We start from the raw sequence: 24825 nt of genomic DNA, 5'->3' as shown, positions 1-24825 counted from the left end.
CCGATGATGGATCCGGACGTGGCCCGGGTCGAATCCGCGATCGAGGCTGCGGTGCGCCGCGGCGATTTCGACGATCTGCCAGGTGCCGGGAAGCCGCTGGACCTGCCCGCCTCCCACGATCCGGACTGGTGGATCAACCAGCGCATCGCCAGCGGCGAGGTCGACCGTCAGGCGCTGCTGCCCGTCGTGGTGCTGCTGCGCAAGGAGTACGAGCGGCGGGACGAGACACTCGTGGCACTGCCCCATGAGCGGGCCGCTCGCGAGTACGCCGAGGACTTCTCCGAGCGGGTCCATCAGGACCGGCGCGCGAACCCCTTCCAGACGATGCTCGCCCCGGCGTGGGCGGCCGACGACGCGGCCCGACGGTGGCGGGAGCTGCGGGATGCGGCGCCGGCGGGCGAGGTGGAGGAGCCGCCGACGAACGCGCCGGCCGCGAAGGAACAGCCCGGGCCCCGTCGGCGCTGGTGGAGGCTCGGCCGACGGGGCTGAGCGCCTGCCGGCGAGGCGCCCTCTCAGCGCACCTCCCAGCCCCGCCACGCCGCGGCCACCCACTCCTCGGGGTCCACGGCCGACGGCGGGGCGCCCTGCGCGCCCAGCCAGGTGCACACGTTCACGCAGTCACGGCGCAGGAACTCGGTGCCGTGCGGATTGGCGATCAGATCGATCACCTGCGGGACATCGATGATCACCGGGTCGGGCTCCGCCCGCCGGGAGTCGGCGAGGATGTTGTACGGGGAGAGGTCGCCGTGGACCAGGCCCAGCTGGGCGAGGTCGATGACGGCGCCGCGCAGCAGCTCAGCCCAGCGCGCGACCGTCGCGGCATCGGGCGTCGTCTCCTGCAGGCGCGGGGCCGCGATCGCGCCGCGCTCGTCATCGGTGCCCACGAACTCCATCAGCAGCTCGGTGCCGAGGATCTGCACCGGATAGGGGACCGGCAGGCCCGCGCTCCACAACCGGCTCAGCACGTCGAACTCGGTGCGCGCCCACTGCCCGGCGGCGACCTGCTTGCCGAAGGCGGAGCCCTTGGCGATCGCGCGGCCCTCGCGCGAGTCCTTGGTGCGCCGGCCCTCCGTGTAGGCGTGGGAGCGGTGGAAGGTCGAGTGTTCGGGGGAGCGGTAGCGCTTGGCGACCAGCAGGACCGCCTCGCCCGCGGCGCCGGTGAGGAGCTCCTCGGGCAGGGCCCGCTCGAGCAGGAAGGCATCGGCCTCCTTGCCCGTCTTGAGGATCCCGAGCTCGGTGTCGATCGCGCCGTCGTGCTGGACGACCCAGTCGGGGAAGGGCTGCGGGCCGCGATCCAGGACGTGGGCGGTCTCGGGCCAGGTGGACCAGCGCTGGTCCTCGTCGAGCTCGGCGACGGTGAGGGCGTACATGGATCTCGCGAAGAAGGCGTCCCGATCGAAGGACGTGGTCATGGGGTCTCCTGAGGGAGGGCGCCTGCTCTCAGCAGGGCGCGGGGGTGGGGAGGACAGCAGGGGTCAGCACGGCGACGACCATCAGCTCCTCCTTCCCTCAGGGCTCCATCCGGAACCGGGGACACCGTACGACGAGGCGGCGGCCGGGGCGAGGGAATATCCGATGGCACGGCGGCCCGCCCTCCGGAGGCCGGAGCACGAGCTCCTCGCAGCGGTCGAGCAGAAGGGTGGGTGGACCGCCGTGCGCGGGGACGGCACACTGGCCTGATGTTCTTGGAGAACCTCGGCATCGATGCCCTCGACCCGCTCCGCGTCGGCCGCTTCTGGGAGGCGGCGCTGGGCACCACGACGCTCACCGCGGAGCCCGACATCCTCGAGACCCGGCTGCAGATCGCGGGCGAGGCGTATCTCGACCTGTGCTTCGCGCGGGTGCCCGAGCGGAACGAGGCACCGCAGCGGCTCCACCTGGACCTGCGCGGCGGGGCGGAGCAGGCCGAGATCGCCCAGCGCCTGCGAGGCCTCGGCGCAGACGACCTCGACATCGGTCAGGGGGCGGTGCCCTGGACCGTGCTCGCGGACGTCGAGGGCGGAGCGTTCTGCGTGATGGAGGAGCGCGAGGCGTATGCCGGCACGGGACCGCTCGCCGCACTCCCGCTGGATTCTGCGGAGCCGGAGCGGGATGCGGAGTTCTGGGGGTGGCTGAGCGGATGGGTGGAGGCTCCCGGTGTCGCCCCGCGCACGCTGCGCCACCCCTCGCTGCGAGGGCCGCTGCTCGAGCTGTGCCGAGAGCCGGCGCCCAAGCGGGCAGAGGCGAAGAACCCGATCCACCTCGACGTGCGGCTCGAGGCAGGGGACGACGCCGATGAGATCGCGGCGGGGATCGCACGCCGGGGCGGCCGTGAGATGCACCCGGACTGGGGGATCCTGCCCTGGCGCGTGTTCCAGGACCCCTCCGGCAACGACTTCTGCGTGCTGCCGGCGCCGGCGGCCGCGCCGTGAGCGGCGGGCGGCGCACCGCCGCGTTCCTCACGGTGCTGCTGGGCGGCGCGGGAGTCATGCACCTCGTGCGGCCGGAGCCCTTCGACAGCATCGTCCCGCCGGTCCTGCCCGGGCCGGCGCGGACCTACACCCTCGCCTCCGGAGCGGCCGAGCTGGCGATCGCCGGGCTGCTCGCCCACCCCCGCACGCGTCGCGTCGGCGGACACGCCGCCACCGCCCTGTTCGTCGCCGTGTTCCCCGCGAACCTGCAGATGGCGTACGACTGGCGCCGTGCCCGGCCCCGGAAGCGGGCGATCGCGCTGAGTCGCCTGCCCCTGCAGGCCGTGCTCATCGCCCAGGCGCGGCACGTGGCGCGGTGACCGGCCCCACGACGAGCACCGTCGACGACCTCGAACGCCTCCGGGTCCAGCGGCGCACCGTCTCGGTGCTGATCGCGGGCCAGATCGTCTCCGGTCTCGGGGTCGGAGCGGCGGTGAGCATGGGCGCGCTGCTCGTCGCCGCGGTGACCGGCAGCGAGGCATGGTCCGGAATGGCCGCGACGATGAACACCCTCGGCGCCGCCGTCTTCGCGATCCCGCTCGCCCTGCTGGCCCGCCGCCGTGGCCGACGGATCTCCCTGACCACCGGTGCCCTGATCGCCGCGCTCGGCGCGCTCGCGATCACCGCCTCCGCCGTCGTGGGCAGCTCGTTCCTGCTCCTTGTCAGCATGGCCGTGATGGGCATCGGCTCCGCCCTGACCTTCCAGGCGCGGTTCGCCGCGACGGATCTCGCGACCGACGCGACCCGGGGCCGGGACCTGTCGCTGGTGGTCTGGTCCACGACGATCGGCGCCGTCATCGGCCCGAACCTCGCCGAGCCCAGCGAGGCGCTGGGCCTCGCTCTCGGGCTGCCGGAGCTCAGCGGCGGCTTCGTGATCGCCGCGGCCGCCCAGCTGCTGGGTGCGCTGCTCTACGCGATCGCGCTGCGCCCCGACCCGCTGCTGCTGGCGCTGGGGCCGCACCGGGTGGTCGCCGCCGGGCCGGGCCGTCGGGCGGCCGGAGGCCTGACGATCCTGCGCGGGAATCGTGCCGCGCGCAGTGCGGTGCTGGCCGTGGGCCTGAGCCATGCCGTGATGGTGGCGCTGATGGGGATGACACCCATCCACCTGATGGGCCACGGCGCCGATCTGAGGATCGTAGGGATCACGATCAGCCTCCACGTGGCCGGGATGTTCGGGCTCTCCCCCGTGTTCGGGCTGCTCACGGACCGGATCGGCGGCAGGGCGGTGGTGCTGGGCGGTCAGGTGATGCTCGTCGCGGCACTGCTCCTCGCAGCGCTCGGTGCCCAGAGCAACGCGGTGGTCACCCTGGCCCTCGTGTTGCTGGGGCTGGGCTGGTCCGCCGCGAACGTCGCCGGCTCCACGATGCTCAGCGGTGCCGTGCCCACCGCGCAGCGTCCCGCCCTCCAGGGCACCTCGGACCTGCTGATGAACCTCGCCGGTGCGACGGGCGGCGCACTCGCCGGACTGATCCTCGCCGGCATCGGGTTCGACGGCCTGGCGCTCTGCCTGCTGATGCCCGTCGCCGTCGTGGTCATCAACCAGGTCGCGGGCGCCCGGGGGCTCTGATCCCGGGCGCTCAGCCCCCGATCGACGGCCTCCCGGCCACGAAGGTCTCGAGCACAGCGGACTCCCGCAGCCGCTCCGCCGCCTCCCGTGCCGCGGCCTCGACCATCACCCCGCCCGGTCCGAGCGGGACGTCCGCGAAGGGGGACTGCTCCAGCAGCACCACATCGCCGACTCCGCCCACCTGCACGGAGGTGATGCCGTCGGTCGAGGCGGCGAGGGCCTCGCGGGGCTGCAGCTGCTGCTCGGGATGCCAGCCCGGGCGCTCGTCCGCGCTGCGGTGCACGGCCGCGGCCATCGCGAGCCACGGATCCAGCGGCGCGACCGGGGCGTCGGAGCCGAGAGCGAGCGGCACCCCGGCCTGCTGCAGATCCCGCAGCCGGAACGCCTGGGTGCCGTGGCCGGGCCAGATGGCCTCGGTGGCGTCGCGGTCATCGAGCAGGTGCGCAGGCTGCACGGAGGCGGTCACGCCGAGCCCGGCCATGGCGTCGATGTCGTCATCGGTGAGCATCTGCGCGTGCTCGATGCTCGCCGTGATCCCCACCTCGCGGATCGCCTCGAGTGCGACCTGCGCCGCGGCGTCGCCGATCGCATGCACCGCGGCGGTCAGGCTCTGCTCCTTCGCCCGCAGGAGCGCCTCGCGCAGCGCCTCCGGTCCCACGCTGAGCACGCCGCGCCCGGCATAGCCGTGGCCGTCGGTGTAGGCGTCGCGGGTGTACGCCGAGTGCGAGCCGAGGGCGCCGTCGACGATCACCTTCAGCGGCCCCATCGTCACCAGGCCCCTGGCGTCGAGCACCGTGCCCGTCGGGCCGGGGGCGGCGGCGAGCTGCTCGGGATAGACGGCGGTGCGGATCCGCATCCGCGGCGCCCGCAGCGGCCAGGTCTCCCAGGGCCGCCCCCACTCCATGTCCACCAGGCCCACCACCCCGCGCTGCAGGGCCTGGCGCTGCATCATCGCCGCCCCGGTCGCGACCGCATCGGCCACCCCGGGCAGCTCGGGAAGGCGGGGGACCACCGTGAACCACTCCTCCTCGGCCACGATCCCGTCCCGCGGGGGCAGATCGAGCAGCCGCAGCGCCGCCGAATTCAGCCAGGCGTGGTGCGCGTCGCCGCCGATCAGCACCGTCGGCACCGCACCGGTCGCCTCGTCGAGGGAGGGGACCGTGGGCTGCACGGCGAAGTCGACCAGGCGATGCCCGAAGCCGATCAGCGCCTGATCCGTCATGCCCGCATCGCGGCGGGCGGCGAGCTCGGTGCGCACCAGCTCGAGGATCACGCCCACGCTGCCCGCGCCGCCCGTGTCGAGCCGGGCATGGGCCTGGGCCAGCTGACCGGAGTGGACGTGCCGATCCCACAGCCCCGGGATCGCGAGCGCGCCGCCGCCGTCGACGGCCTGCTCGTCGGAGGCACGGGGGAGCCCCGCGCCGATCTCGGCGATCACGCCGTCGCGGATCCGCACGTCCACGGGCGCGTCAGGGGACTCGCCCGTCGCGGCGTCGAAGGGCCGCACCTGTCTGATCAGCACTGATCCAGAGTAGCCCGCGCCGCAGGAGTCATGACGGCTGTCATGGGCCCGGCGTGATCCAGGGGACTGGGGCGCGCCCCGCGCCCACGGAACTCTGGAGGCATGACCACCACGACCGCCCCCGCCACCACTGCGATCAGCCTGCGCGGCGTCCGCAGGAGCTACGGCGCCGTCCACGCCCTCGACGGCCTCGACCTGGAGATCCGACCCGGCGAGATCGTCGCCCTGCTGGGACCCAACGGTGCCGGCAAGTCCACCGCCATGGAGATGATGGTGGGCCTGGCCACGCCCGACGCCGGCGAGGTGAGCATCCTCGGCACCGACCCCGCGACCGCCACCCGCACCGGACTGATCGGCACCATGCTCCAGGCCGGGGCCCTGCTGCCCGATCAGAGCGTCCGCTCGATGCTGCGGATGCTCCACGCCCTGCAGGCCCATCCCATGCCGCTGCCCGAGGTGATCGTCCAGGCCGACATCGCGGACCTCGTGCGGCGGAAGATGGGCGCCCTCTCCGGTGGTCAGGCGCAGCGGGTCCGCTTCGCGATCGCACTGCTGGGCGACCCCCAGGTGCTGCTGCTGGACGAGCCCACCGTCGGCATGGACGTCGGCGCCCGCCGCGCCTTCTGGGACCAGATGCGGTCCGTCGCCTCGACCGGCCGCACCGTCGTCTTCGCCACCCATCACCTCGAGGAGGCGGAGCGCGAGGCCGCGCGCGTGGTCGTCATGGACCGCGGACGCGTGGTCGCCGACGGCACGGGCACCGAGATCAGCGCCGTCGTCGCCGGCCGCGTGCTCACCCTGCGCGGAGCGGACGCGGCGCAGATCGCCGAGCTCCCCGGGGTCGAGAGCGCGGAGGCCGACACGTCGGATCCGCACCGCGTGCGCGCGGTCTGCACCGACTCCGATGCCGCGCTCGCCGCGCTGTTCACCGGGCCCCTCGCCGCTGACGTGCACGAGGTCCTGGTCTCCGCACCCGGCCTCGAGGAGGCCTTCCTGCGCATCACCGAACACGACGAGCAGACCGCCCCGGAAGGAACGCACCGATGAGCACCGAGACCGACCCTCGCCCGTCCCTGCCGAGGAGCAGCCCCATGACCGTCCCGGCCGACTCCGCCACCCTCACCTCCGCGTCGACCGCCGCGCCCGCGCCCCGCACCGCCGCCGCCCCGTCGGCCGCGACCCGCACCGTGCGCTACGCGCTGCACACCACGCGAATGACCGTCACCAACGTCATGTTCATGGCCTTCACCATCGCCATGCCCGTGGGGATGTACCTGCTGTTCGGGATGCTGTTCGGGGAGCAGGGCGACGGCCAGGCCCGCGGCATGATCATGGTGAACATGGCCGCCTACGGCGGGCTCGGCGCCGCCGTCACCGCCGGCACCCAGATCCAGGAGGACCAGCGCAACGGCTTCCTGCGCCAGCTGATCGTCGCCGGCCTCTCCCCGCGCTCCTTCCTGGTCGGCTCCGTGATGGCCGCCAGCGCCGTCATCATCCCGGCGCTCGCGGCCGTCGGACTGATCGGAGTGCTCACCGGCGTCGAGGTGGGTGCGGTGCCGTTCCTGGCGACCCTGGTGGTGCTCTGGCTCGGGCTGCTGCCCACGATCCTCATCGGCATCGTGCTCGGCATGGTGCTCAAAGGCGGCACCGCCATGGCCGGAGGCGTGATCACCATGATGGCGATGGCGATCTTCGGCGGGCTGTGGATGCCGCTGGAGATGTTCCCGGCCTGGATGCAGAGCATCGGCCAGGCCATCCCGACCTACTGGATCTCCCAGCTGGGGCTGTGGTCGATGGACGGCGGGGAGCTGCCGGTGACCGGGCTGGTCGTGATCGGGGCGTGGACCCTGGTGCTCGGGGTGCTCTGCGCGATCAGCCTGCGCCGCGCCGTGGGCCTCACCCGGCGCTGACACAATGACCTCCATGCAGACGCGCGAGGAGCGGGACCGGGAGACCTGGGTGCACGGCTCCGAGGCGGAGTCCTCGAGCCGGCCCCTCACCTCGCGCGGGATCCTCCGGGCGGCCAAGGACTCCGGCGGGCTCGCGTTCTCCTTCCCTCCGACGCTGTTCATCCTGATCCCGATCGTCTTCGCCTGGATCGCGGCCCCAGGCCCCGGGGCGCTGCTCATCACCGTGATGCTGACGCTCTACGCGGTGCTGTTCGTCGCCACCACCGGCATCGGCCTCTACCCCCTGCGGGTGCGGCTGGTGTGGTTCGCGCTGTGCACCGGACTGCTGCTGGCCCTGATCCCCCTGCTCGGGGCGAACCTGCTGTTCATGGTGATGTTCCAGGCGATGACGCATGTGCTGCTGCTGCCCTGGCGGTGGGCGGTGCCGAGCATGCTGCTGATGAGCCTCGCCGTGATGGTGCTCGCCGTCGTCCTCGAGGTGCCGATCGCCGCCGGTCTGGCGGTGATGGGCGCGGTGATGTCCTGGGGGATCGGTCACGGCGTGCGCCAGCAGATCCTTCAGGAGCAGCTCGAGGCCGCCCAGCAGCGCAACGCCGTGCTCGCCGTCGCCGCGGAGCGGGAGCGGATCGGCCGGGACCTGCACGACCTGGTGGGGCACTCCCTCACCTCGCTCACCATCTCCACCCAGCTCGCGCGGCGGCTGCTCGACACCGACCCCGAGGCGACCCGTGCCCAGCTCGAGCACATCGAGGCCACGGTGCGCCAGGCCCTCGCCGATGTCCGAGCCACCGCCTCCGGCATGCAGCACGTGCGCGCCGCCACCGAGATCGCCTCCGCCCGCACCATCCTGGCCACCGTCGGCATCCAGGCAAAGGTCCCCACCGCCCTGCCCCCGCTGCACGACGACCTCGCCGAGCTGTTCGGCTACGTCATCCGCGAAGGAGTCACCAACATCGTGCGCCACTCCCGCGCCACCCGCGCCGAGATCAGCGTCGACGAGGATTCCGTGAGCGTCGAGGACGACGGCATCGGCATCCCCCAGGGAGCGGGCCGCTCCGGACTGCGCGGGCTCGAGGCCCGGGTCGCGCTTGCCGGCGGCCGGCTCGAGGTGGTCTCGAGCGAGACCGGCACCCGGCTCGAGGCCCAGATGGGCGGTGCGCGATGATCCGCCTGGTGGTCGCCGACGACCAGGCGATCCTGCGCTCGGGCCTGGTGGCGCTGCTCGGCATGGAGGGCGACGTCGAAGTGGTGGGGGAGGCGGCCGACGGGGCCGGCACCCTCGCGGCCGTCGCGGAGCATCGCCCCGACGTGCTGCTGCTGGACGTGCAGATGCCCGCGGGCACCACGCGGGAGGGAGCAGCGGGGCCGTCCGATGGGATCGAGGTGGCCGAGGCGCTGCAGGGGAGCCGGGACGCCCCTCGGATCATCGTGCTGACCACCTTCGGGCGCGCCGGTTACCTGCGGCGCACCATGGAGGCCGGCGCCCACGGCTTCATGGTCAAGGACACCCCCGTCGAGCGGCTGGTCGACGCGATCCGTCGCGTCCACCAGGGGCTGAAGGTGGTCGATCCCGAGCTCGCGGCCCAGTCGCTCGCCGTCGGCCCGAGCCCGCTGACCGCCAAGGAGACGGAGGTGCTGCAGGCCGCCGCGGACGGCGGCACCACCGCCTCGATCGCGAAGGCGCTGTTCCTCTCCGAGGGCACGGTGCGCAACCATCTCTCCGCCGTGATCGGGAAGCTCGGGGTCACCCACCGGGCCGAGGCCGTGAGGACCGCCGCGGAGAACGGCTGGATCTGAGCTCCTCCCGGGGCCTCAGGTTCAGCACCGGCGCGTAGCCTGCCGTGGTGCACACGTTCGAATCCCTGCTCGGCATGCTGATCACCATCAGCGTGCCGACGTTCGCGATCGCGTCCATGCTCTCGATGGGCCTGCGCACCCCGCTGCGCGCCTTCCGCAACCAGCTGCGTGACCGCCGCACCGTCTTCGCGGTGCTCGGCGCGAACTTCGTGGTGGTCCCGGCGGTGGGCACTGTGCTGATCTGGCTGCTGAACGGCCTGCTCACGCACCAGACGGGGGAGGGGTTCGTGATCGCTCTGTGCGCCGCGGGCGCTCCCTTCGTGCTGCAGCTCGGCGCGATGGCCCGCATCCCCTACTCCGAGACCGCCGGTCCGATGGCCGTGCTGCTGCTCGGCTCGATCCTGTTCATGCCGCTGGTGGTCCCGTTCCTGCTGCAGGACGTGACCGTCCACGGCTGGGCGGTCGCGCAGCTGCTGCTGGGCACCATGCTCTCGCCGATGATCGCCGGCATCGTGATCGCCGCGGTGTGGCCCGGGCAGGCGGACAGGTTCGCCCGGATCGCGGGCAGCGTCGCCGCGGTCTCCGCGGTGCTGATGTTCCTCTCCGGCTTCGGCGCGAACTCCGGCCTGGTGATGGACCTGCTACTCTCCCCGGTGATGCTGGTCGCGGCAGGCCTGGTCGCGCTCGCCTTCGTCACCGGCCGCGTCGCCGGTGACCTCGCCGGGGACACCCTCACCGTCCCCGACGGTCCCGCCATCCTCACCAGCCAGCGCAACATCGCCGCAGCCCTGCTGGTGGCCCGCACCGGCACCGGCCCGGACGACGACGGCTCGATCGTGGTCGCGATCCTGCTGCTCAGCGCCGTCGGCTTCGTGATGCTCGTGCCCTACGCGCTGATCAGCGGCCTGCTGCGGCGACGTCGTGCGGGAGAGAGGATCTCGCTCGGGGTGCTGCTCGGCGTCGTCGGCCCGAAGTCGGACTGAGCCGGGAGGCCCTGACTCCCCGCGTGGACCGTGACTCCCCGCGTCGACCGTTGCGCAGTGGGCGTTCTGAGGGCTGAGAGCGCCCACTGCGCAACGTTCGTGAGGGTGGCCGTGCTCGGGGCGCACGGGGCGGCGCAGGCCGTGTGCGAGCACCTACGCTTGAGCGGTGTCCTCACTGCTGCGCATCATCCGCTTCACCCGTGCCCTCGCCCCGCTGTACACCGCGATCATCGCCTGCTCCGTGCTCACCGCGGCGGCAGGCCTCGCGGTCCCGTTCCTGATCGGTCACGCGACAGACACCGTCGCGGGCGCGGTGGGCGGGGACACGGCCACCGGCACCGCGGTGCGCACCGTGGTGCTGATCGCCGCCGCGGTGCTGGCCGCGGAGCTGGCCGTCACCGTGATCTCGAACATCGGCGGCTGGTTCGGCGACGTGATGAGCAACCGGATGCGCACGATCCTCTCGGTGCGCTACTACGACAAGCTGCTGCATCTGCCCCAGCGCTGGTTCGACGGGGAGATCACCGGCACGATCGTGGCGCGGCTGAACCGTTCGATCACCGAGATCACGAACTTCACCAAGATGATGTCGAACTCCTTCGCGTCGATGCTCATCACCACCGTCGCGGTGCTCGCCATCAGCGCCTACTACGCCTGGCCGCTCACGGTGCTGCTGCTGATCGTGTTCCCCGTCTACGTGTGGCTGACCTCGCTCACCTCGGTGAAGTGGCAGCGCCTGGAGGGGGAGAAGAACGAGCAGATCGACATCGCCTCGGGTCGCTTCGCCGAGGTGGTGGGACAGATCCGCGTGGTGAAGTCCTTCGTGCGTGAGCGTGGGGAGCTCGCGGACTTCTCCCGCCGCTTCCGCTCGACCGACGCGACCACCCGGGCGCAGTCCACGCACTGGCACCGCATGGACGTGATCCGACGGGCGTTCCTGAACCTCATCTTCTTCGGCATCTACGTGATCATCTTCGTGCGCACCGTCCAGGGGCAGTTCAGCCTCGGCGAGATGGTGCTGCTGGTGCAGCTGATGAGCATGGCCAAGGCCCCGGTGGAGTCGATGAGCTGGGTGATCGACTCCGCGCAGCGCGCGATCGCCGGCTCCAAGGACTACTTCCGGGTGATGGAGACCCCCGTGGATCCGCGCACCGCCGCCGTGATGGCCGCGCGGCCGACGGACGCCCGGGACGCCGGGCACGCGAGCGGCACCGCGGGGGAGCCGGCCGACGGTGCCGCCGACGATGCGGTCGACGGCGCCCCGGCCGACGGCGCTCCCGCGACCGCCGTGCTGACCGCACACGCTCCCGAGACCGTCGACCCCGTTCCGGGCGCCCCTGTGGTCGCCTTCCGGGACGTCTCCTTCGCCTACGAGGACGGCGAGGACGTCCTGCACGGGATCGATTTCGCGGTGGAGCGGGGCGAGAAGATCGCGCTGGTGGGGGAGTCCGGCGGTGGCAAGTCCACGATCGTGAACCTGCTGCTGGGGCTCTACGAGCCGCGCCGCGGCAGCGTCGAGGTGGTGGGGCATCCGAGCGCGGACCTGCCGCTGGACCAGCTGCGCGCCCGCATCGGCGTGGTCTTCCAGGACGCCTCGCTGTTCTCCGGCAGCATCCGCGAGAACATCGCCTACGGCCGCCCCGAGGCGAGTGAGGAGGAGGTGGTCGACGCGGCCCGGCGCGCGAACGCCGATGCCTTCATCCGCCGCTTCCCGGCCGGCTACGAGCAGGTGATCGGGGAGCGCGGGCTCAAGCTCTCCGGTGGGCAGCGTCAGCGGATCGCGGTGGCCCGCGCGATGCTCAAGGACGCCCCCGTGCTGGTGCTCGACGAGGCCACCTCCGCCCTGGACACCAAGGCCGAGATCCAGGTGCAGAAGGGCCTGGACGAGCTGATGGCCGGTCGCACCTCGCTGATCATCGCCCACCGTCTCTCGACGATCGCCGAGGTGGACCGGATCATCACCCTGCGCGACGGGAACATCGACGAGATCGGCTCCCCGACCGAGCTCGCGGCCTCCGGCGGCATCTACGCCGAACTGCTGGCCCTGCAGAGCTCCGGGGACAGTCGGAAGCTCGCGAGGTTCGACATCACCGGCTGAGTCTCACCTCAGGTCCCGGCGCAGCGGGACGAGCACTGCGACCACGGCGGCCAGCAGTGCCCAGCCCAGCAGGACGGTCGCACCGAGCGCGGGGGAAGCGGTGGCCGCGACGGTCCCGGTCTGCTCCGCGATCGCGTCGCCGAGATAGTTGAAGCGGGTCAGTGCGGCGGTGGCGCCTCCGGGTAGCAGCGGGTGCAGCTGGTTCAGTCCTGGGACCACCATGAGCAGGGGGTCCAGGAGGTAGAAGCACCCCAGCACGATCCCGGTGGCGAGCAGCTGGTGACGGGCGAGGGCCCCGATCGCGACGCCCAGCACCATGTGCACGGCGGCGGCGACGGCGAGCTGGGCGAGCATGACCACCAGCGGACCGGCCGCGATCCCGAGCTCCTGCCCGTGCAGCGTCGTCGCCGCCAGCAGCGCGAGACCGGAGCCGAGGGAGGCCACGAGGCCGTAGGCGAGGCCCAGCAGGGCGAACACCGCGAGCTTCGCGCACAGCACCCGGCCGCGCCGAGGGGTCGCCAGGAAGGTGGTGCCGATGGTGCGGTGGCGGTACTCGCCCGTGATCGAGGTGGTGCCGATCAGGGCGGGCACGACCAGCAGCATTCCGCCGAGCCCCAGCACGATGCCGGCGCCCTCGGGGTTCTCGAGCCCCGGCATCGGCGGGGTCGCGTTCTCGGGGCCGATCAGAGCGAGCAGTGCGGTGAGTCCGGCGCCACAGAGCACCGCGGCGAGCAGGGTCCACCGAGGCAGCCGGGTGGAGAGCAGGCGGAGGGCCTCGCCGCGCAGGAGGTTCATGCCGGGGCCCCCGTCCCGGTGATCGACAGGAAGGCGGACTCGAGGGAGCCCTCCTCACCGAGCAGCTCAGCCAGAGGTCCGGACCAGGCGATCCGGCCGCGGTCGATGAGCACCACGTCGTCGATCGCCTGCTGCATCTCGCTGAGCACATGGCTCGAGAGCAGCACGGTGCCGCCGCGATCGGTGAACGAGCCCAGGAAGGAGCGCAGCCAGGCGATGCCGGCCGGGTCCAGGCCGTTGGTCGGCTCGTCCAGCACCAGCACCTCGGGGTCCCCGAGCAGGGCCGTCGCGAGGGCGAGCCTCCGGTGCATGCCGGTGGAGTAGGTGCCGCTGCGTCGGTCGGCGAACTCGTGGGCGTCGACCTGCTCGAGGACCTGCTGGACCCGGGTGGCCGGTAGCCCTCCGAGGGCGGCGTAGGTGCGCAGGTGGTCGCGGGCGGTGGTCGCCGGGTGCGCGGAGGCGAGGTCGAGCACGGCGCCGACGGTGCGGCTCGGCGCCGCGAGCTCGCGAAAGGGTCGACCTCCGAGGAGAGCGCGCCCGCGGTCGGCGCGCACGAGCCCCAGCAGGATCCTCAGGGTCGTCGACTTCCCTGCCCCGTTGGGCCCGAGGAATCCCGTGATCCTGCCGCGGTGCACTGCGAAGCTCACCTCGTCCACGGCCGTGACGTCGCCGAATCGCTTGCCGAGCCCCGTGACCTCGATCGGGAGGGCGCTCATGATCGGGCGGGGGTGCAGAGGGCGTCGGCGACGGCCTCCGCCTCGAGTGTGCTCAGCAGGATCTCGTCGAAGCCGGTCCCCGCGCGGTCCAGTCCAAGCCGCAGCAGGGGGAGGCCCCGCTTCATCGAGACCAGCCGGCAGCACCCCGAGGGCTGCCGGAAGGTGCCCACCTTGCGGTATCCGGAGATGACCAGGCCGTAGCGGGCGCCAAGGACTTCGGAGCTCCAGCCGGGCTGGACCTGGACGCTGCGGACGGACGCGCGGGGGATCGTGATCGTCCCGCGTCGCGTCATCAGCGACTCCCAGCCGGGAAAGGTGAGGAGAATCTGATGGTCGTCGATGCTGATGTGCGCCATGTCGGGCCCCGTCGCTCGTAGAATGATCTCGTAGCGAGAACATTATCAGCATGAGAACGATAGGGGAAGAGCAGATGCCCGATCCCGTGGATCCCGCGCGCTCGACGATCGCCGAGGCGGTCACGCACCCCGTCCGGCTGCGGATCATCCAGCAGCTCGGCGGGCGCAGCCTCACCACATCGCAGCTGCGTGAGGCGCTGCCGGAGGTCACGCAGGCCACGCTCTACCGGCACATCAAGGCGCTGCTGGATGCCGATCTGCTCGCCGTGGTCGAGGAGCGCCGGGTGCGAGGCGCCGTCGAGCGCACCCTCGCACTCGGGTCGAGGATGGCCCACGTCGACCACGACGGGCTGAGCGCGATGGACGACGCCCGGCTGCGCGAGGCCTTCGTGGTCTTCCTCGGCGAGCTCGCGGCAGACTTCGACCGTGCCGTCGACCGCGGCGATCCGGCCCAGCGCGACCTGCTCGGCTTCGGTCGGGGGGTGCTCTACGCCGATGTCGAGGACCTCGCGCGCATCCAGCAGGGCCTCGCCGAGCTTCTCGCGCCCTACCAGCAAGATCGGGGAGAGGGGACGCCGCGGCTCACCCTCACGACGGTGCTGCTGCCGGAGGTTGCCCCGTGAGCGCCGTCGACGGTGCGGCTGGCGGCGCTCCCCGTCACCGCGGTGCTGATGGTCGCCTCCCGGCCCTGACCATCCGCGGCAGCACCCGCACGAGCACCACCATCCCGACCAGCTCGACCAGGGTCTGGGTGACCACCGCGGCGGGCACCAGGGGTGAGGGCATCGCGAGGGCGAGCGGGAGGACGACGAGGGAGTTGCGGGTCGCACCGGAGAAGGCCAGGGCGCGGGCCGGGGCGGGCTCGAGACGGGCCAGCCGGCTCACCACGATGCCGGCCGCCGTCGCGAGCACCAGGAAGCCGGCGTAGACCGGCACGAGCATCAGCAGCGCCGTGCCCCCGCCGAGCACCCGCGGGGTCTGGGAGGCGACGACGATCAGCAGCACCAGCATCATCAACGGCACCATCGCGGGCGAGAGGTCCAGGCGCGGAGCGACGCGCTGCAGCAGCGCCGCGACCAGCAGCGGCAGCAGCACCAGCAGCACCAGCGCGCGCAGGAAGGGGGCCGGCTCGAGGAGCCCGGCCGCGGTGCCTCCGCTGAGCAGAGGCACCAGCACGGGCAGGGCCAGCAGCTGGGCGAGCATGAGCAGCGGGGTCGCCGCGAGCAGTCGCTCGTGCGCTCCGCCCGCGAGCGCGGTGAACACGATGACGTAGTCGATGCAGGGGGCCAGCAGCACCAGCAGGGCACCGATCAGCAGTTCGGGAGAGCCGGTGAGCGGCCGGGTCAGCGCCCAGACGATCAGGGGGACGGCCAGGACGTTGATCGCCAGCAGGGCCAGCAGGAACCGTCCGTCCCGCAGTGCCGCGCCCAGCCGGGTCAGCGGCACCCCGAGGAAGGTCACCAGCAGCAGCGCCGCGATCGCGGGCTCGACGGCGGGCTCGACCGCCGACGCCGTCCGGGGCCGCAGTGCGCCGAGGGCGAGGCCGGCGGCGAGGGCCAGCAGGTAGAGCGGAACCTGGCGGCGCTCGAGGGTGTCGCCGAGGCGCCGGATGTCCATGCCGGGACGATAGCCGAGCATGTCCTGACGGTGGCTCGCCCGCTCGGCCGACGAGCACCGGAACCATCGACCCAGGTATGAGCGGACGTCCAGGCCCGGGCGATAGCATGGCCCCGATCACACGGTCTCGGGGGAACGAAGGAGCTGACATGGGATTCATCCAGGCATTCAAGGGCGCTGTCGGCGGGATGCTCGCCGATCAGTGGAAGGACTTCCTCACCGTCCCGAACGGGCTGCCGCAGACGGCGGCGCTGTTCCCGGCGGTTCCGCAGGGCACCAACGCCGGTCGCGGCGCGAACACCCGCGGCAGCGAGAACGTCATCTCCAACGGGTCGAAGATCCTCGTGCCCCAGGGCTACGGCCTGATCACCGTGGTCGACGGCCGTGCGACGGGCCTGATCACCGAGGCCGGCGGCTACGAGTTCAACGACCAGTCCCCGGATGCCCGCTCCGTCTTCGCCGGCGACGACCTCCTCGCCTCGACCGTCGGCACCTCGTGGGAGCGCTTCAAGTTCGGCGGCCGTCCCTCCTCGCAGCAGCTCGCGTTCTACGTGAGCCTCAAGGAGCTCCCGGACAACCGCTTCGGCACCCAGTCGGAGATCTACTGGGACGACGCCTACCTCAACTCGCAGGTCGGCGCCGTGTGCCGCGGCTCGTACACGCTGCGGATCATCGACCCGCTGCTGTTCGTGCACAACTTCGTGCCCGCGAGCTTCATCTCCGCGAACGCCCCGGTGTTCGACTTCGCCGATCCCGACAACAAGGCCGGGAACCAGCTGTTCCAGGAAGTCGTCGGCTCCCTCGCGCAGGCGTTCTCCCGCTACACGAACGATCCCGACAAGGGCAACCGCATCTCCCGCATCCAGGGGGACTCGGTGGGCTTCGCGCAGTCGCTCTCGGCCGCGGTCGAGGAGGGCTACCGCTGGTCCAGCGACCGTGGGCTCGCGATCGTGAAGACCGCGATCGTCTCGATCGAGTACGACCAGCACACCCGTGAGCTGCTCAAGGATGTCCAGAAGGCCGATGCCCTCTCCGGTGCCCGCTCGCAGTCCTTCATGAACCAGGCCGCCGCACGCGGTGTGCAGGCCGCCGGGGAGACCGGCGGCGGTGCGGGCCTGGCCATGTTCGGTGCGGGTGCGGGTGCGGCCGGCGGCATGGTCAACCCGGTCCAGCCCTGGGCTCCTCCGGGTCAGCAGCAGGGTCAGCCGCAGCAGCAGGATGCCCCGCAGCAGCAGGCCGCCCCGGCGCAGGAGGATCCGGTGGCCAAGCTCGCCCAGTACAAGCAGATGCTGGACCAGGGCCTGATCTCGGACGAGGACTACGAGGCGGCGAAGAAGGCCGCGCTCGGCCTCTGAGACCGATCTCCGCACAACGATGACCACTCCTGCCGAGCGCCCACCCTGGGCGCGACCGGACCAGCCCGCCGAGCCCTCCAGGGACGGCGGGCCGGTCCCGCCTGCGCCGTCGACCGGGCAGCCGCTCCGCCCCGGCCAGGGGCCCGCTCCGAGCGGAGATCCTCGCTTCACACCCTCCGGGGCCCCGAGCACCGGCCCGCAGCAGGCGCCGCAGTGGCCCGGCGGGCAGGGTGGGCACCCCGAGCGGCAGCCGCCGCACCCCGAGCAGCAGCAGATGCTCGGGGATGATGCCGTCGCGAGCGCCGCCGAGGCCGTGCGCAAGCACTCCTCGCACCGGATCATCGACACGAGCTCCGGCAAGGACGACGGGCTGAACAAGTGCCCCCGCTGCGGCAGCACGGAGATCCACTACTCGCTCAGCGCCAAGGCGCTGTTCTGCTCCTACTGCCGCCATACCTGGAACGAGCGGAACGCGGAGCAGGCCTTCGGCCTGGACTCCGCGATCTCGGAGCTGCGCGGCCACACCATGGCCTCGGGCACCTCGGATGTCCGGGAGGATCTCACCACCGTGACCCTGAAGTGCCAGGGCTGCGGCGCCGAGGTGGTCATCAACGTCGAACAGCAGGTGCAGGCCCGGTGCCACTGGTGCCGGCAGACCCTCTCGATCAACTCGCAGATCCCCAACGGCGCGATCCCCGACGCGGTGCTGCCCTTCCAGCTCACGCGCGAGGAGGCGATCGAGCGGATCGATGCCTTCGTCGCCAAGCGGAAGACCTTCGCGCACAGCCGCTTCAAGCAGGAGTACGTCCCCGACAACGTGATGGGCGTGTACATCCCCTACCTCGTGGTGGACGGCAACATGCACGCGGTCCTGCAGGGCACCGGCGAGGTCACCACGCGCAAGTACACCGTGACCACCGGCAGCGGGGACAACAAGCGCAGCACCACCTACTACGACGCCGATGTCTACTCCGTCCAGCGCGCCTTCGACCTGCTCGTGGACGACCTCACGGTCGAATCCGCGGAGCGCTTCGACGCCCGGGAGAACCAGCAGGCCACGAACAACATCCTCAACGCCGTCCAGCCGTACGACACCGAGAACGCCGTCGCCTACAACTCCAACTACCTCAAGAACTTCACCTCTGAGCGGCGTGATCTGAACGTGCGCGATGTGGACAGCGAGGTGGAGAACCGGTTCCTGGCGATCGCCCGGGCCAAGGCCACCCCGACCCTCGGTCGCTACGACCGCGGGGTGCGCTGGGAGGCGGAGGGCGTGGCCGTGCGCGGCACCCGCTGGGTGGCGGTGTACGTGCCGGTGTGGCTGTACAGCTATGCGGACTCCGCCACCGGGGATTCGCTGACCCACTACATCGCGGTCAACGCCCGCAACGGCAACACCATGGGCTCCGTCCCCGTCTCGCATCCGAAGATCTTCGCGCTGGCCTGCGCCGCCGGCTCCGTGGCGGCCGTCATCGGTGCGGTCGTCGGCTTCGGCTGGTTCCTGATGTGAGCGCCAGGATCCCGACGAGGGGACCAGAGATGACCACCCACCACCCGCACCCGTCAGGAGGACGCCATGCTGCCGCTGCTCGCTGAGCTCTCCGCCGATCCGGCGACCACGATGCTGCTGGCGGATTCCGATTCCGGCGCGGCAGGCATCGCCTTCCCCTTCATCGCCGGTCCGGCGGTGTTCGCCGCGGTCTACGGCGGCATCTACCGCTACTACCGCAACACCGACAAGCGCCACCACTTCGAGAAGGAGACGGAGGTCGCCGTCGGGAACCTCCGCAGCGGGGACCGCAAGGTCGGCACGAACAACCGCCAGAAGAGCCGCTCCATGTCCGGGCGCAACAGCACCGACCACCTCACGCGGGTGCGCCGGATCTCGGTGGACTGAGATGGGCCCCGCTGCGGGGTTCCGTGCCGACGTGATCGTCGTCGGCGCAGGGCTGGCGGGCCTGGTGGCCGCCACCGAGATCGCCGATGGCGGCCGACGGGTGCTGCTGCTCGAGCGCGAGGGCGAGCAGGACCTGGGCGGGCAGGCCTGGTGGAGCTTCGGCGGGCTGTTCCTCGTCGACTCCCCGGAGCAGCGCCGCCTGGGGATCCGCGACAGCCTGGATCTCGCACGGCAGGACTGGCAGGGCTCCGCCGCGTTCGACACCCCGGAGGATCACTGGCCGCGCCGCTGGGCGGAGGCGTACCTGCAGTTCGCGGCGGGGGAGAAGCGGGACTGGCTGCGAGGGCTCGGGCACCGGCTCTTCCCCGTGGTGGGCTGGGCCGAGCGCGGTGACGGCCGCGCGGAGGGGCACGGCAACTCGGTGCCCCGCTTCCACATCACCTGGGGGACGGGGCCAGGGATCGTCGACCCCTTCGCCAGGAAGCTCGCCGCCCACCGGGCGGCGGGCCGCATCGCGCTGCGCACCCGTCACGGAGTGGAGGAGCTCCTGGTCGAGGACGGCCGGGTCACCGGGGTGCGGGGAAGTGTTCTCACGGCCGACACGACCCCGCGCGGCGTCGGCTCGACGCGCGAGGTCACCGGGGAGTTCGAGGAGCGCGCGGCCGCGGTGCTGGTCGCCACCGGCGGGATCGGCGGGAACGAGGAGCTGGTGAGGTCGCTGTGGCCGGCCGATCTGGGCAGCATGCCCCGCAGTGTCGTGCACGGCGTCCCGGCGAGCGTGGACGGTGCCGGGATGCTCGCCGCCGAGCGCGCCGGGGCGCGCTGGATCCACCGGGACCGGATGTGGCACTACACCGAGGGGATCCGCAACTGGGATCCGGTGTGGCGAGGGCACGGCATCCGCATCCTGCCCGGCCCGTCCTCGCTCTGGATCGACGCCGAGGGGAACCGGCTCCCGGCCCCCGCCTATCCCGGCTTCGACACCACCTCGACGCTGCGGCACTTGCGCACCACCGGGCACGACCACTCCTGGTTCGTGCTCACCCGGAAGATCATCGAGAAGGAGTTCGCGCTCTCCGGCAGCGAGCAGAACCCGGACCTCACCGGCAAGGACTGGAAGCAGGTCCTCTCCCGGGTGAAGCCCGGCGCCCCCGGTTCCGTGCAGGCCTTCCTCGATCACGGCGAGGACTTCCGGCAGGCGGGGTCCGTGCCCGACCTGGTCCGGCAGATGAACGCGCTCGCGGGGGAGGTCCTGATCGATGCCCGTGCCCTCGAGCGCACGATCCGCGCCCGGGACGCGGAGCTGGGCAACCGCTTCTCGAAGGACGCCCAGATCACCGCGCTGCACGGCGCGCGGAAGTACCTCGGGGATCGCCTGATCCGCACCGCCTCCCCGCACCGCCTGCTCGACCCGCAGGCCGGCCCGCTGATCGCGGTCCGGCTGCACGTGCTGCTGCGCAAGACCCTCGGAGGGTTGGAGACGGATCTCGGCGGCCGAGTGCTGCGCGCCGACGCGGAGCGAGCCGGGGCGGGCTCTGAGGGAGGGGCCCCGCTGCCGGGCCTCTACGCCGCCGGCGAGGCGAGCGGCTTCGGCGGCGGCGGGGTGCACGGTCACAACGCGCTGGAGGGCACCTTCCTCGGCGGCTGCCTGTTCTCCGGCCGGCAGGCCGCCCGCGGCGTGCTCGAGGACCTGCGATGAGCGCGGAGGAGGTGCCCTCGGCGCTGCTGCTCATCGGCGCGGTGGGCGTCGGCAAGACCACGGTCGCCGACGCCGTCGGCGCCCTGCTCGAGGCGCGCGGCATCCCCGGCGCCGTGATCGACCTCGACGCGATCCGGCGCGGCTGGCCCGCTCCGCCCGGGGACCGCTTCAACACCTCGATCGAACTGGCGAACCTGCGTGCCGTGGCTCGGAACTACCGAGTGGCGGGTGCGCGCGTGCTGGTCGCGGCGGGGGTGATCGAGGAGCGTCGGCACCGCGGCCGGTACGAGGAGGCGATGGACTCCCCGATGACCGTCGTGCGGCTCACCGCGCCGCGCGAGCTGGTCCGCTCGCGCCTGCACCGCCGCCATGAGCTCGACCCGGGGATGATGACCTGGCACCTGGACCGCTTCGACGAGCTCACCGCGATCCTCGACGCCGCCGCGGTCGAGGACGTGACGGTCCCGATCGCCGAGGACCCCCGCGCCACGGCCCGCGCCGTGCTCGCCGCCGCGCTGCCGGGCGAGAGGGGGCTGAGCATGGAGATCACGAGCAGTCAGCCGAGCGACCTCGATGGAGCACCGGGCGTGGCCATGGCGCATCTGCTCGAGCTCGGCAGGACGGAGCGCGCGCATGTGCATCTCGCCCGACTCTCGGCGGGATCGTCCCTGCCCCGGCATCCTGCAGGTCCCGATCAGCTCTTCCACGTCGTGTCCGGCCACGGGAGCGTCGCGACCAGCGACGACGTGCCGGTGTCCGTCGGCCCCGGCGATTCGGTGCACTGGAGGCACGGTGAGGAACACACCTCCTGGGCGGAGACCGACATGATCGTGCTCATCGTGCAGCATCGACCGACGAACTGACCCCGCCGGACCTATTCCGCGGTGGGCTCCGCGCCCGGCAGCAGGATCGTCGAGAAGTCGTGCTCGCCGTGTCCGGCGGCGATCTCGGCGTCGAGCGAGGCGAGAGCGCCGCGCAGGGCCGGGAGGTCGCTGCCGGGGCGGGCGGCGCCGTCGACGGTGTCGAGCATCAGCCGCGCGTCCTTCGCGATCGCGTCGGCCGTGAAGTCGCCGCCCTCGGTGGTGCGCTCGCCGCGCACGAACGGGCCCTTCATGGTGGCGATGAACGCGAGCCCGGTCCCGCCGAGCATGTCGAGGGTCGCCTCGGGGGAGGTGCCGGTCGCCTCGCCGAGCGCGAGCGCCTCCCGCAGGCCCTGCGCGCTGACCGCGAGGGCGAGGTTCGCCAGCAGCTTGCCGACGGCGGCCTCCCGGCTCGAGCCGACGCCGCGCAGCCGCTCCGGATCCGCCCAGGGGGAGACCAGCTCCACCACCTGTGCACGCAGCGCCGCGTCGGGCGTGCCGACGTACACGCCGAGGGCCCCGTTGCGGGCCGGGCCCAGGGAGCCCACCACGGGAACGCCCACGTAGCCGGCGACCGCGGCGGCGAACTCCTCGGCGTCGGCGGGGGAGACGGTGGTGGTGTCCACCCAGGGGGTGCCCGGCGGGATGAGGCCGGGGGCGATCACCGTCTCGCGCACGGCGTCGGGTCCGAACAGGGAGGTGATGACCAGCGCCGCCCCGTCGACCGCCTCGGCGGCCGTGCCCGCGACGGCGGCGCCCGCCTCGGCGAGTCGAGCGGTGCGCTCCGCTGTGCGGTTCCAGACCGTCAGCTCGTGGTCGGGGAGCAGGTGGAGGGCAAGCTCGGTGCCCATGCGGCCGGTGCCGAGGAACGCGATTCTCATGGCGCCAGTCTGTCACCGACGCCCTGCTCGGGGGCGCGCAGGGTTCTCGAGGGTTCTCGGTATCGCGCATGATTCCCGGGGGCTCGCTCGGGGACCCTGGGGAGGATCTCGGAGCAGTCTGCGGCCCCCGGCGGTCTCAGCAGTCCGCACCGCGGTGTGGAGCTCGCCGTCGACCGTGCACAATGGAGGCATGACTCCTCGTGTGACCCGTCGTCGAGCGTTCGCCGCGGCCGCCGCCGCAGGACTCGGTCTGCCCGCCGCGGCCGAGGCCGCGCCGCAGCCGTCCCGCCACCGCGGGAACGTCCAGAGCCTGCGCGTGGCCACCTACAACGTGTCCCTGAACCGCTCCCAGGAGGGTCGGCTGCTCGAGGACCTCGCCACCGGCGAGGACGCGCAGATCCGCGCCGTCGCCGAGGTCATCCAGCTCAACAACCCCGACATCGTGCTGCTGAACGAGTTCGATCACGACGAGCACGGCACGGGCATCGACCTCTTCCGTGAGAAGTACCTCGAGGTCTCCCAGAACGGGAAGAGCCCGGTCTTCTACCCCTACGCCTTCACCGCCCCGGTCAACACCGGGGAGCCCAGCGGGCTGGACCTGAACCGCGACGGCACCGTCGGCGGTCCGGATGACGCCTGGGGCTTCGGGGAGTTCCCCGGCCAGTACGGGATGGTGGTCCTCTCCCGGCACCGGATCCTCACCGATCAGGTGCGCACCTTCCAGAATCTGCGCTGGTCGGCCATGCCCAGCAATCTGCTGCCGGTCGAGTACTACGGCACCGAGATCGCCGCACAGCTGCGGCTGAGCTCGAAGTCGCACTGGGACGTGCCGGTGCGGGTCGGTGCGAGCACCGTGCACGTGCTCGCCTCGCACCCCACCCCGCCCAGCTTCGACGGCCCGGAGAAGCGCAACCAGCGCCGCAACAGCGACGAGATCCGCCTGTGGGCGGACTACCTCAGCCCCGGCCGACGCTCGCGCTGGATCCAGGACGATGCCGGTCAGCGCGGCGGACTCGACCCCCAGGAGCAGTTCGTGATCCTGGGCGACCTCAACGCCGATCCCCTCGACGGCGACTCCTGGCCCGGAGCGATCGACCAGCTGCTGAAGCATCCCCGCATCCAGGACACGAAGCCCACCAGCGAGGGTGGCATCGAGGCGGCGAAGGCGCAGGGCGGCGCCAACCTCCAGCACACCGGTGCCGCTCGGCTCGACACCGCCGACTTCACCGACGATCCCGGACCCGGCAACCTGCGGGTGGACTACGTTCTGCCCGCCAGGACCCTCCAGGTGGTCTCCTCCGCCGTGTACTGGCCGCCGTCGGGCCACCCCGGCAGCGAGCTGACCGGCACCTACCCGTTCCCCACCTCGGACCACCGCCTGGTGCGGGTGGACCTCCAGGTCAAGGCCTGAGGCCAGCGGCACGGGAACACCGTGCCGCGCCGTGCGGGCATAGGGTTCTCCCATGAGCCCCGCACTGCCGCCGCTGATCGACACCGACTCCCTGCACGCCCTGCTGGAGGGGGCCGCCGCCGGCGACCGTCCCGTGAGCCTGCTCGATGTGCGCTGGGCGCTCGACGGCAGCAGGGGCCGCGGCACGTATCTCCAGGGCCATCTGCCCGGCGCCGTCTACGTCGACCTCGACACCGAGCTCGCCGCCCCCGCACGTCCCGAGGCGGGCCGCCACCCCCTGCCCGAGCCCGAGGACTTCGCGGCCTCGCTGCGCCGTGCCGGACTCATCGAGGGCTCCGCCGTCGTCGCCTATGACGACACCAACGGCGCCCCGGCCGGCCGCCTGGTGTGGATGCTGCGCGCCCTCGGGCACGATGCCGCGGTGCTCAGCGGAGGGCTCGACGCCTGGGACGGCGAGCTCGAGACCGGAGAGGTCCGCCCCGCGCCCGGAGACGTCGCCGCCCGCCCCTGGCCGAGCAGCCGCATCGCGAGCGCGGACGAGGTCGCCGCCGGCGAGGCGCTCGTGGTCGACGCCCGCGCCCCGGAGCGCTACCGGGGCGAGGTCGAACCGATCGACCCCCGTGCCGGACACGTCCCGGGAGCGGTGAACCTGCCCTTCGCCGGGAATCTGGACGCCTCCGGGCGATTCATGGCGCCCGAGGAGCTGCGGCGTCGCTTCGAGGCGGCGGGTGTGAGCGAGGACCGCGAGACGATCGTGTACTGCGGCTCCGGCGTCACCGCCACCCATGGCCTGCTCGCGCTGGAGAGCGCCGGTTTCACGCGGCTGCGCCTGTTCCCGGGCTCCTGGTCGCAGTGGAGCGCGGACGCCGCGCGCCCGGTGACCGTCGGCCCGAATCCCTGAGCCGCGATCC

25 protein-coding genes are annotated in these 24825 nt (G+C 72.4%); 18 read left to right on the top strand and 7 right to left on the bottom strand.

Going from position 1 to position 24825, the window contains the following annotated elements:
• The first annotated feature begins 3 nt into the window (after positions 1-3).
• Positions 4-489, top strand: coding sequence for a DUF1992 domain-containing protein (locus VF289_RS14700; RefSeq protein ID WP_330884656.1), 486 nt, complete (start codon positions 4-6; stop codon positions 487-489).
• 23 nt (positions 490-512) lie between these two features.
• Here VF289_RS14700 and VF289_RS14695 read toward each other — a convergent pair whose 3' ends face one another.
• Positions 513-1412: a serine protein kinase RIO gene (locus VF289_RS14695; protein ID WP_330884655.1), complete on the bottom strand. Its 900-nt coding sequence runs from the start codon at positions 1410-1412 to the stop codon at positions 513-515.
• A gap of 267 nt (positions 1413-1679) precedes the next feature.
• Between VF289_RS14695 and VF289_RS14690 the strand changes: the two genes are divergently transcribed.
• Genes VF289_RS14690 through VF289_RS14680 form a run of 3 tightly spaced genes read left to right on the top strand, consistent with a single transcriptional unit; the run spans position 1680 to position 4017 of the window.
• The gene (locus VF289_RS14690; RefSeq protein ID WP_330884654.1) at positions 1680-2411 is read left to right on the top strand and encodes a VOC family protein; all 732 of its coding nucleotides are present in this window, start codon (positions 1680-1682) and stop codon (positions 2409-2411) included.
• A complete protein-coding gene (locus VF289_RS14685; protein ID WP_330884653.1) occupies positions 2408-2770 on the top strand; it encodes a DoxX family protein in 363 nt (120 codons plus the stop codon). The genes VF289_RS14690 and VF289_RS14685 overlap by 4 nt, the downstream gene beginning before the upstream one ends.
• Entirely contained in the window at positions 2767-4017 is a 1251-nt protein-coding gene (locus tag VF289_RS14680; RefSeq protein WP_330884652.1) for an MFS transporter, read from the top strand. Before VF289_RS14685 ends, VF289_RS14680 begins: the two co-directional genes overlap by 4 nt.
• A 10-nt stretch (positions 4018-4027) precedes the next feature.
• Here VF289_RS14680 and VF289_RS14675 read toward each other — a convergent pair whose 3' ends face one another.
• Positions 4028-5539: an amidohydrolase gene (locus VF289_RS14675; protein WP_330884651.1), complete on the bottom strand. Its 1512-nt coding sequence runs from the start codon at positions 5537-5539 to the stop codon at positions 4028-4030.
• A 102-nt stretch (positions 5540-5641) separates the two neighbouring features.
• On the opposite strand from VF289_RS14675, the gene VF289_RS14670 reads away from it, so the two are divergent.
• From VF289_RS14670 to VF289_RS14645, 6 genes are all read left to right on the top strand, one after another.
• Positions 5642-6586: an ABC transporter ATP-binding protein gene (locus VF289_RS14670; RefSeq protein WP_330884650.1), complete on the top strand. Its 945-nt coding sequence runs from the start codon at positions 5642-5644 to the stop codon at positions 6584-6586.
• Positions 6583-7449 carry an ABC transporter permease gene (locus VF289_RS14665; protein WP_330884649.1) on the top strand — a complete coding sequence of 289 codons (867 nt, stop codon included), beginning with the start codon at positions 6583-6585 and terminating at the stop codon, positions 7447-7449. The genes VF289_RS14670 and VF289_RS14665 overlap by 4 nt, the downstream gene beginning before the upstream one ends.
• 13 nt (positions 7450-7462) lie before the next feature.
• Positions 7463-8614 carry a sensor histidine kinase gene (locus VF289_RS14660; RefSeq protein ID WP_330884648.1) on the top strand — a complete coding sequence of 384 codons (1152 nt, stop codon included), beginning with the start codon at positions 7463-7465 and terminating at the stop codon, positions 8612-8614.
• Positions 8611-9246, top strand: a complete 636-nt coding sequence (locus VF289_RS14655; RefSeq protein WP_330884647.1) for a response regulator transcription factor — start codon at positions 8611-8613, stop codon at positions 9244-9246. Before VF289_RS14660 ends, VF289_RS14655 begins: the two co-directional genes overlap by 4 nt.
• 47 nt (positions 9247-9293) lie before the next feature.
• The gene (locus VF289_RS14650; RefSeq protein WP_330884646.1) at positions 9294-10229 is read left to right on the top strand and encodes a Na+-dependent transporter; all 936 of its coding nucleotides are present in this window, start codon (positions 9294-9296) and stop codon (positions 10227-10229) included.
• Between the two features lie 166 nt (positions 10230-10395).
• A complete protein-coding gene (locus VF289_RS14645; RefSeq protein ID WP_330884645.1) occupies positions 10396-12327 on the top strand; it encodes an ABC transporter ATP-binding protein in 1932 nt (643 codons plus the stop codon).
• 3 nt (positions 12328-12330) lie between these two features.
• Here the strand turns inward: VF289_RS14645 and VF289_RS14640 are convergent, their stop codons facing one another.
• Genes VF289_RS14640 through VF289_RS14630 form a run of 3 tightly spaced genes read right to left on the bottom strand, consistent with a single transcriptional unit; the run spans position 12331 to position 14194 of the window.
• Positions 12331-13122 carry an ABC transporter permease gene (locus VF289_RS14640; RefSeq protein ID WP_330884644.1) on the bottom strand — a complete coding sequence of 264 codons (792 nt, stop codon included), beginning with the start codon at positions 13120-13122 and terminating at the stop codon, positions 12331-12333.
• On the bottom strand, positions 13119-13838 hold the full coding sequence (locus VF289_RS14635) for an ABC transporter ATP-binding protein (RefSeq protein WP_330884643.1): 720 nt from the start codon (positions 13836-13838) through the stop codon (positions 13119-13121). The genes VF289_RS14640 and VF289_RS14635 overlap by 4 nt, the downstream gene beginning before the upstream one ends.
• The gene (locus VF289_RS14630) at positions 13835-14194 is read right to left on the bottom strand and encodes a hypothetical protein (protein ID WP_330884642.1); all 360 of its coding nucleotides are present in this window, start codon (positions 14192-14194) and stop codon (positions 13835-13837) included. The genes VF289_RS14635 and VF289_RS14630 overlap by 4 nt, the downstream gene beginning before the upstream one ends.
• Positions 14195-14244: 50 nt before the next feature.
• Here VF289_RS14630 and VF289_RS14625 point away from each other — a divergent pair, with 50 nt between their 5' ends.
• Positions 14245-14817: a helix-turn-helix domain-containing protein gene (locus VF289_RS14625; RefSeq protein WP_330884641.1), complete on the top strand. Its 573-nt coding sequence runs from the start codon at positions 14245-14247 to the stop codon at positions 14815-14817.
• 34 nt (positions 14818-14851) lie between these two features.
• On the opposite strand, the gene VF289_RS14620 is transcribed toward VF289_RS14625, so the two are convergent.
• On the bottom strand, positions 14852-15811 hold the full coding sequence (locus VF289_RS14620; protein WP_330884640.1) for an arsenic resistance protein: 960 nt from the start codon (positions 15809-15811) through the stop codon (positions 14852-14854).
• Between the two features lie 149 nt (positions 15812-15960).
• Between VF289_RS14620 and VF289_RS14615 the strand changes: the two genes are divergently transcribed.
• From VF289_RS14615 to VF289_RS14595, 5 genes are all read left to right on the top strand, one after another.
• The gene (locus VF289_RS14615) at positions 15961-17166 is read left to right on the top strand and encodes an SPFH domain-containing protein (RefSeq protein WP_330884639.1); all 1206 of its coding nucleotides are present in this window, start codon (positions 15961-15963) and stop codon (positions 17164-17166) included.
• 19 nt (positions 17167-17185) lie between these two features.
• A complete protein-coding gene (locus VF289_RS14610) occupies positions 17186-18676 on the top strand; it encodes a proline-rich domain-containing protein (RefSeq protein ID WP_330884638.1) in 1491 nt (496 codons plus the stop codon).
• A gap of 66 nt (positions 18677-18742) precedes the next feature.
• Entirely contained in the window at positions 18743-19063 is a 321-nt protein-coding gene (locus VF289_RS14605) for a hypothetical protein (RefSeq protein ID WP_330884637.1), read from the top strand.
• Between the two features lies 1 nt (position 19064).
• The gene (locus tag VF289_RS14600) at positions 19065-20762 is read left to right on the top strand and encodes an FAD-binding dehydrogenase (protein WP_330884636.1); all 1698 of its coding nucleotides are present in this window, start codon (positions 19065-19067) and stop codon (positions 20760-20762) included.
• Positions 20759-21625 (top strand): AAA family ATPase, encoded by an 867-nt coding sequence (locus tag VF289_RS14595; RefSeq protein ID WP_330884635.1) that lies wholly within the window; start codon positions 20759-20761, stop codon positions 21623-21625. The genes VF289_RS14600 and VF289_RS14595 overlap by 4 nt, the downstream gene beginning before the upstream one ends.
• Positions 21626-21636: 11 nt before the next feature.
• On the opposite strand, the gene VF289_RS14590 is transcribed toward VF289_RS14595, so the two are convergent.
• A complete protein-coding gene (locus tag VF289_RS14590; RefSeq protein ID WP_330884634.1) occupies positions 21637-22503 on the bottom strand; it encodes an NAD(P)-dependent oxidoreductase in 867 nt (288 codons plus the stop codon).
• 190 nt (positions 22504-22693) lie between these two features.
• Here VF289_RS14590 and VF289_RS14585 point away from each other — a divergent pair, with 190 nt between their 5' ends.
• Both VF289_RS14585 and VF289_RS14580 read left to right on the top strand, forming a co-directional pair.
• Positions 22694-23914 (top strand): endonuclease/exonuclease/phosphatase family protein, encoded by a 1221-nt coding sequence (locus tag VF289_RS14585; protein WP_330884633.1) that lies wholly within the window; start codon positions 22694-22696, stop codon positions 23912-23914.
• A 52-nt stretch (positions 23915-23966) separates the two neighbouring features.
• On the top strand, positions 23967-24815 hold the full coding sequence (locus VF289_RS14580; protein ID WP_330884632.1) for a sulfurtransferase: 849 nt from the start codon (positions 23967-23969) through the stop codon (positions 24813-24815).
• Positions 24816-24825: the final 10 nt, after the last annotated feature.

The organism is Brachybacterium sp. (assembly GCF_036379615.1).
Lineage (GTDB): Bacteria > Actinomycetota > Actinomycetes > Actinomycetales > Dermabacteraceae > Brachybacterium.
Note: the sequence above shows the minus strand (reverse complement) of the source record. Positions and strands in the feature narration are given on the sequence as shown.

Excerpts from the sequence above, each read along its gene's own strand:
- VF289_RS14700 (WP_330884656.1), top strand. The coding sequence starts at position 4 with ATGATGGATCCGGACGTGGCCCGGGTCGAATCCGCGATCGAGGCTGCG.
- VF289_RS14695 (WP_330884655.1), bottom strand. The coding sequence starts at position 1,412 with ATGACCACGTCCTTCGATCGGGACGCCTTCTTCGCGAGATCCATGTAC.
- VF289_RS14690 (WP_330884654.1), top strand. The coding sequence starts at position 1,680 with ATGTTCTTGGAGAACCTCGGCATCGATGCCCTCGACCCGCTCCGCGTC.
- VF289_RS14670 (WP_330884650.1), top strand. The coding sequence starts at position 5,642 with ATGACCACCACGACCGCCCCCGCCACCACTGCGATCAGCCTGCGCGGC.
- VF289_RS14665 (WP_330884649.1), top strand. The coding sequence starts at position 6,583 with ATGAGCACCGAGACCGACCCTCGCCCGTCCCTGCCGAGGAGCAGCCCC.
- VF289_RS14660 (WP_330884648.1), top strand. The coding sequence starts at position 7,463 with ATGCAGACGCGCGAGGAGCGGGACCGGGAGACCTGGGTGCACGGCTCC.
- VF289_RS14655 (WP_330884647.1), top strand. The coding sequence starts at position 8,611 with ATGATCCGCCTGGTGGTCGCCGACGACCAGGCGATCCTGCGCTCGGGC.
- VF289_RS14640 (WP_330884644.1), bottom strand. The coding sequence starts at position 13,122 with ATGAACCTCCTGCGCGGCGAGGCCCTCCGCCTGCTCTCCACCCGGCTG.
- VF289_RS14635 (WP_330884643.1), bottom strand. The coding sequence starts at position 13,838 with ATGAGCGCCCTCCCGATCGAGGTCACGGGGCTCGGCAAGCGATTCGGC.
- VF289_RS14630 (WP_330884642.1), bottom strand. The coding sequence starts at position 14,194 with ATGGCGCACATCAGCATCGACGACCATCAGATTCTCCTCACCTTTCCC.
- VF289_RS14625 (WP_330884641.1), top strand. The coding sequence starts at position 14,245 with ATGAGAACGATAGGGGAAGAGCAGATGCCCGATCCCGTGGATCCCGCG.
- VF289_RS14620 (WP_330884640.1), bottom strand. The coding sequence starts at position 15,811 with ATGGACATCCGGCGCCTCGGCGACACCCTCGAGCGCCGCCAGGTTCCG.
- VF289_RS14615 (WP_330884639.1), top strand. The coding sequence starts at position 15,961 with ATGGGATTCATCCAGGCATTCAAGGGCGCTGTCGGCGGGATGCTCGCC.
- VF289_RS14610 (WP_330884638.1), top strand. The coding sequence starts at position 17,186 with ATGACCACTCCTGCCGAGCGCCCACCCTGGGCGCGACCGGACCAGCCC.
- VF289_RS14605 (WP_330884637.1), top strand. The coding sequence starts at position 18,743 with ATGCTGCCGCTGCTCGCTGAGCTCTCCGCCGATCCGGCGACCACGATG.
- VF289_RS14600 (WP_330884636.1), top strand. The coding sequence starts at position 19,065 with ATGGGCCCCGCTGCGGGGTTCCGTGCCGACGTGATCGTCGTCGGCGCA.
- VF289_RS14595 (WP_330884635.1), top strand. The coding sequence starts at position 20,759 with ATGAGCGCGGAGGAGGTGCCCTCGGCGCTGCTGCTCATCGGCGCGGTG.
- VF289_RS14590 (WP_330884634.1), bottom strand. The coding sequence starts at position 22,503 with ATGAGAATCGCGTTCCTCGGCACCGGCCGCATGGGCACCGAGCTTGCC.
- VF289_RS14585 (WP_330884633.1), top strand. The coding sequence starts at position 22,694 with ATGACTCCTCGTGTGACCCGTCGTCGAGCGTTCGCCGCGGCCGCCGCC.
- VF289_RS14580 (WP_330884632.1), top strand. The coding sequence starts at position 23,967 with ATGAGCCCCGCACTGCCGCCGCTGATCGACACCGACTCCCTGCACGCC.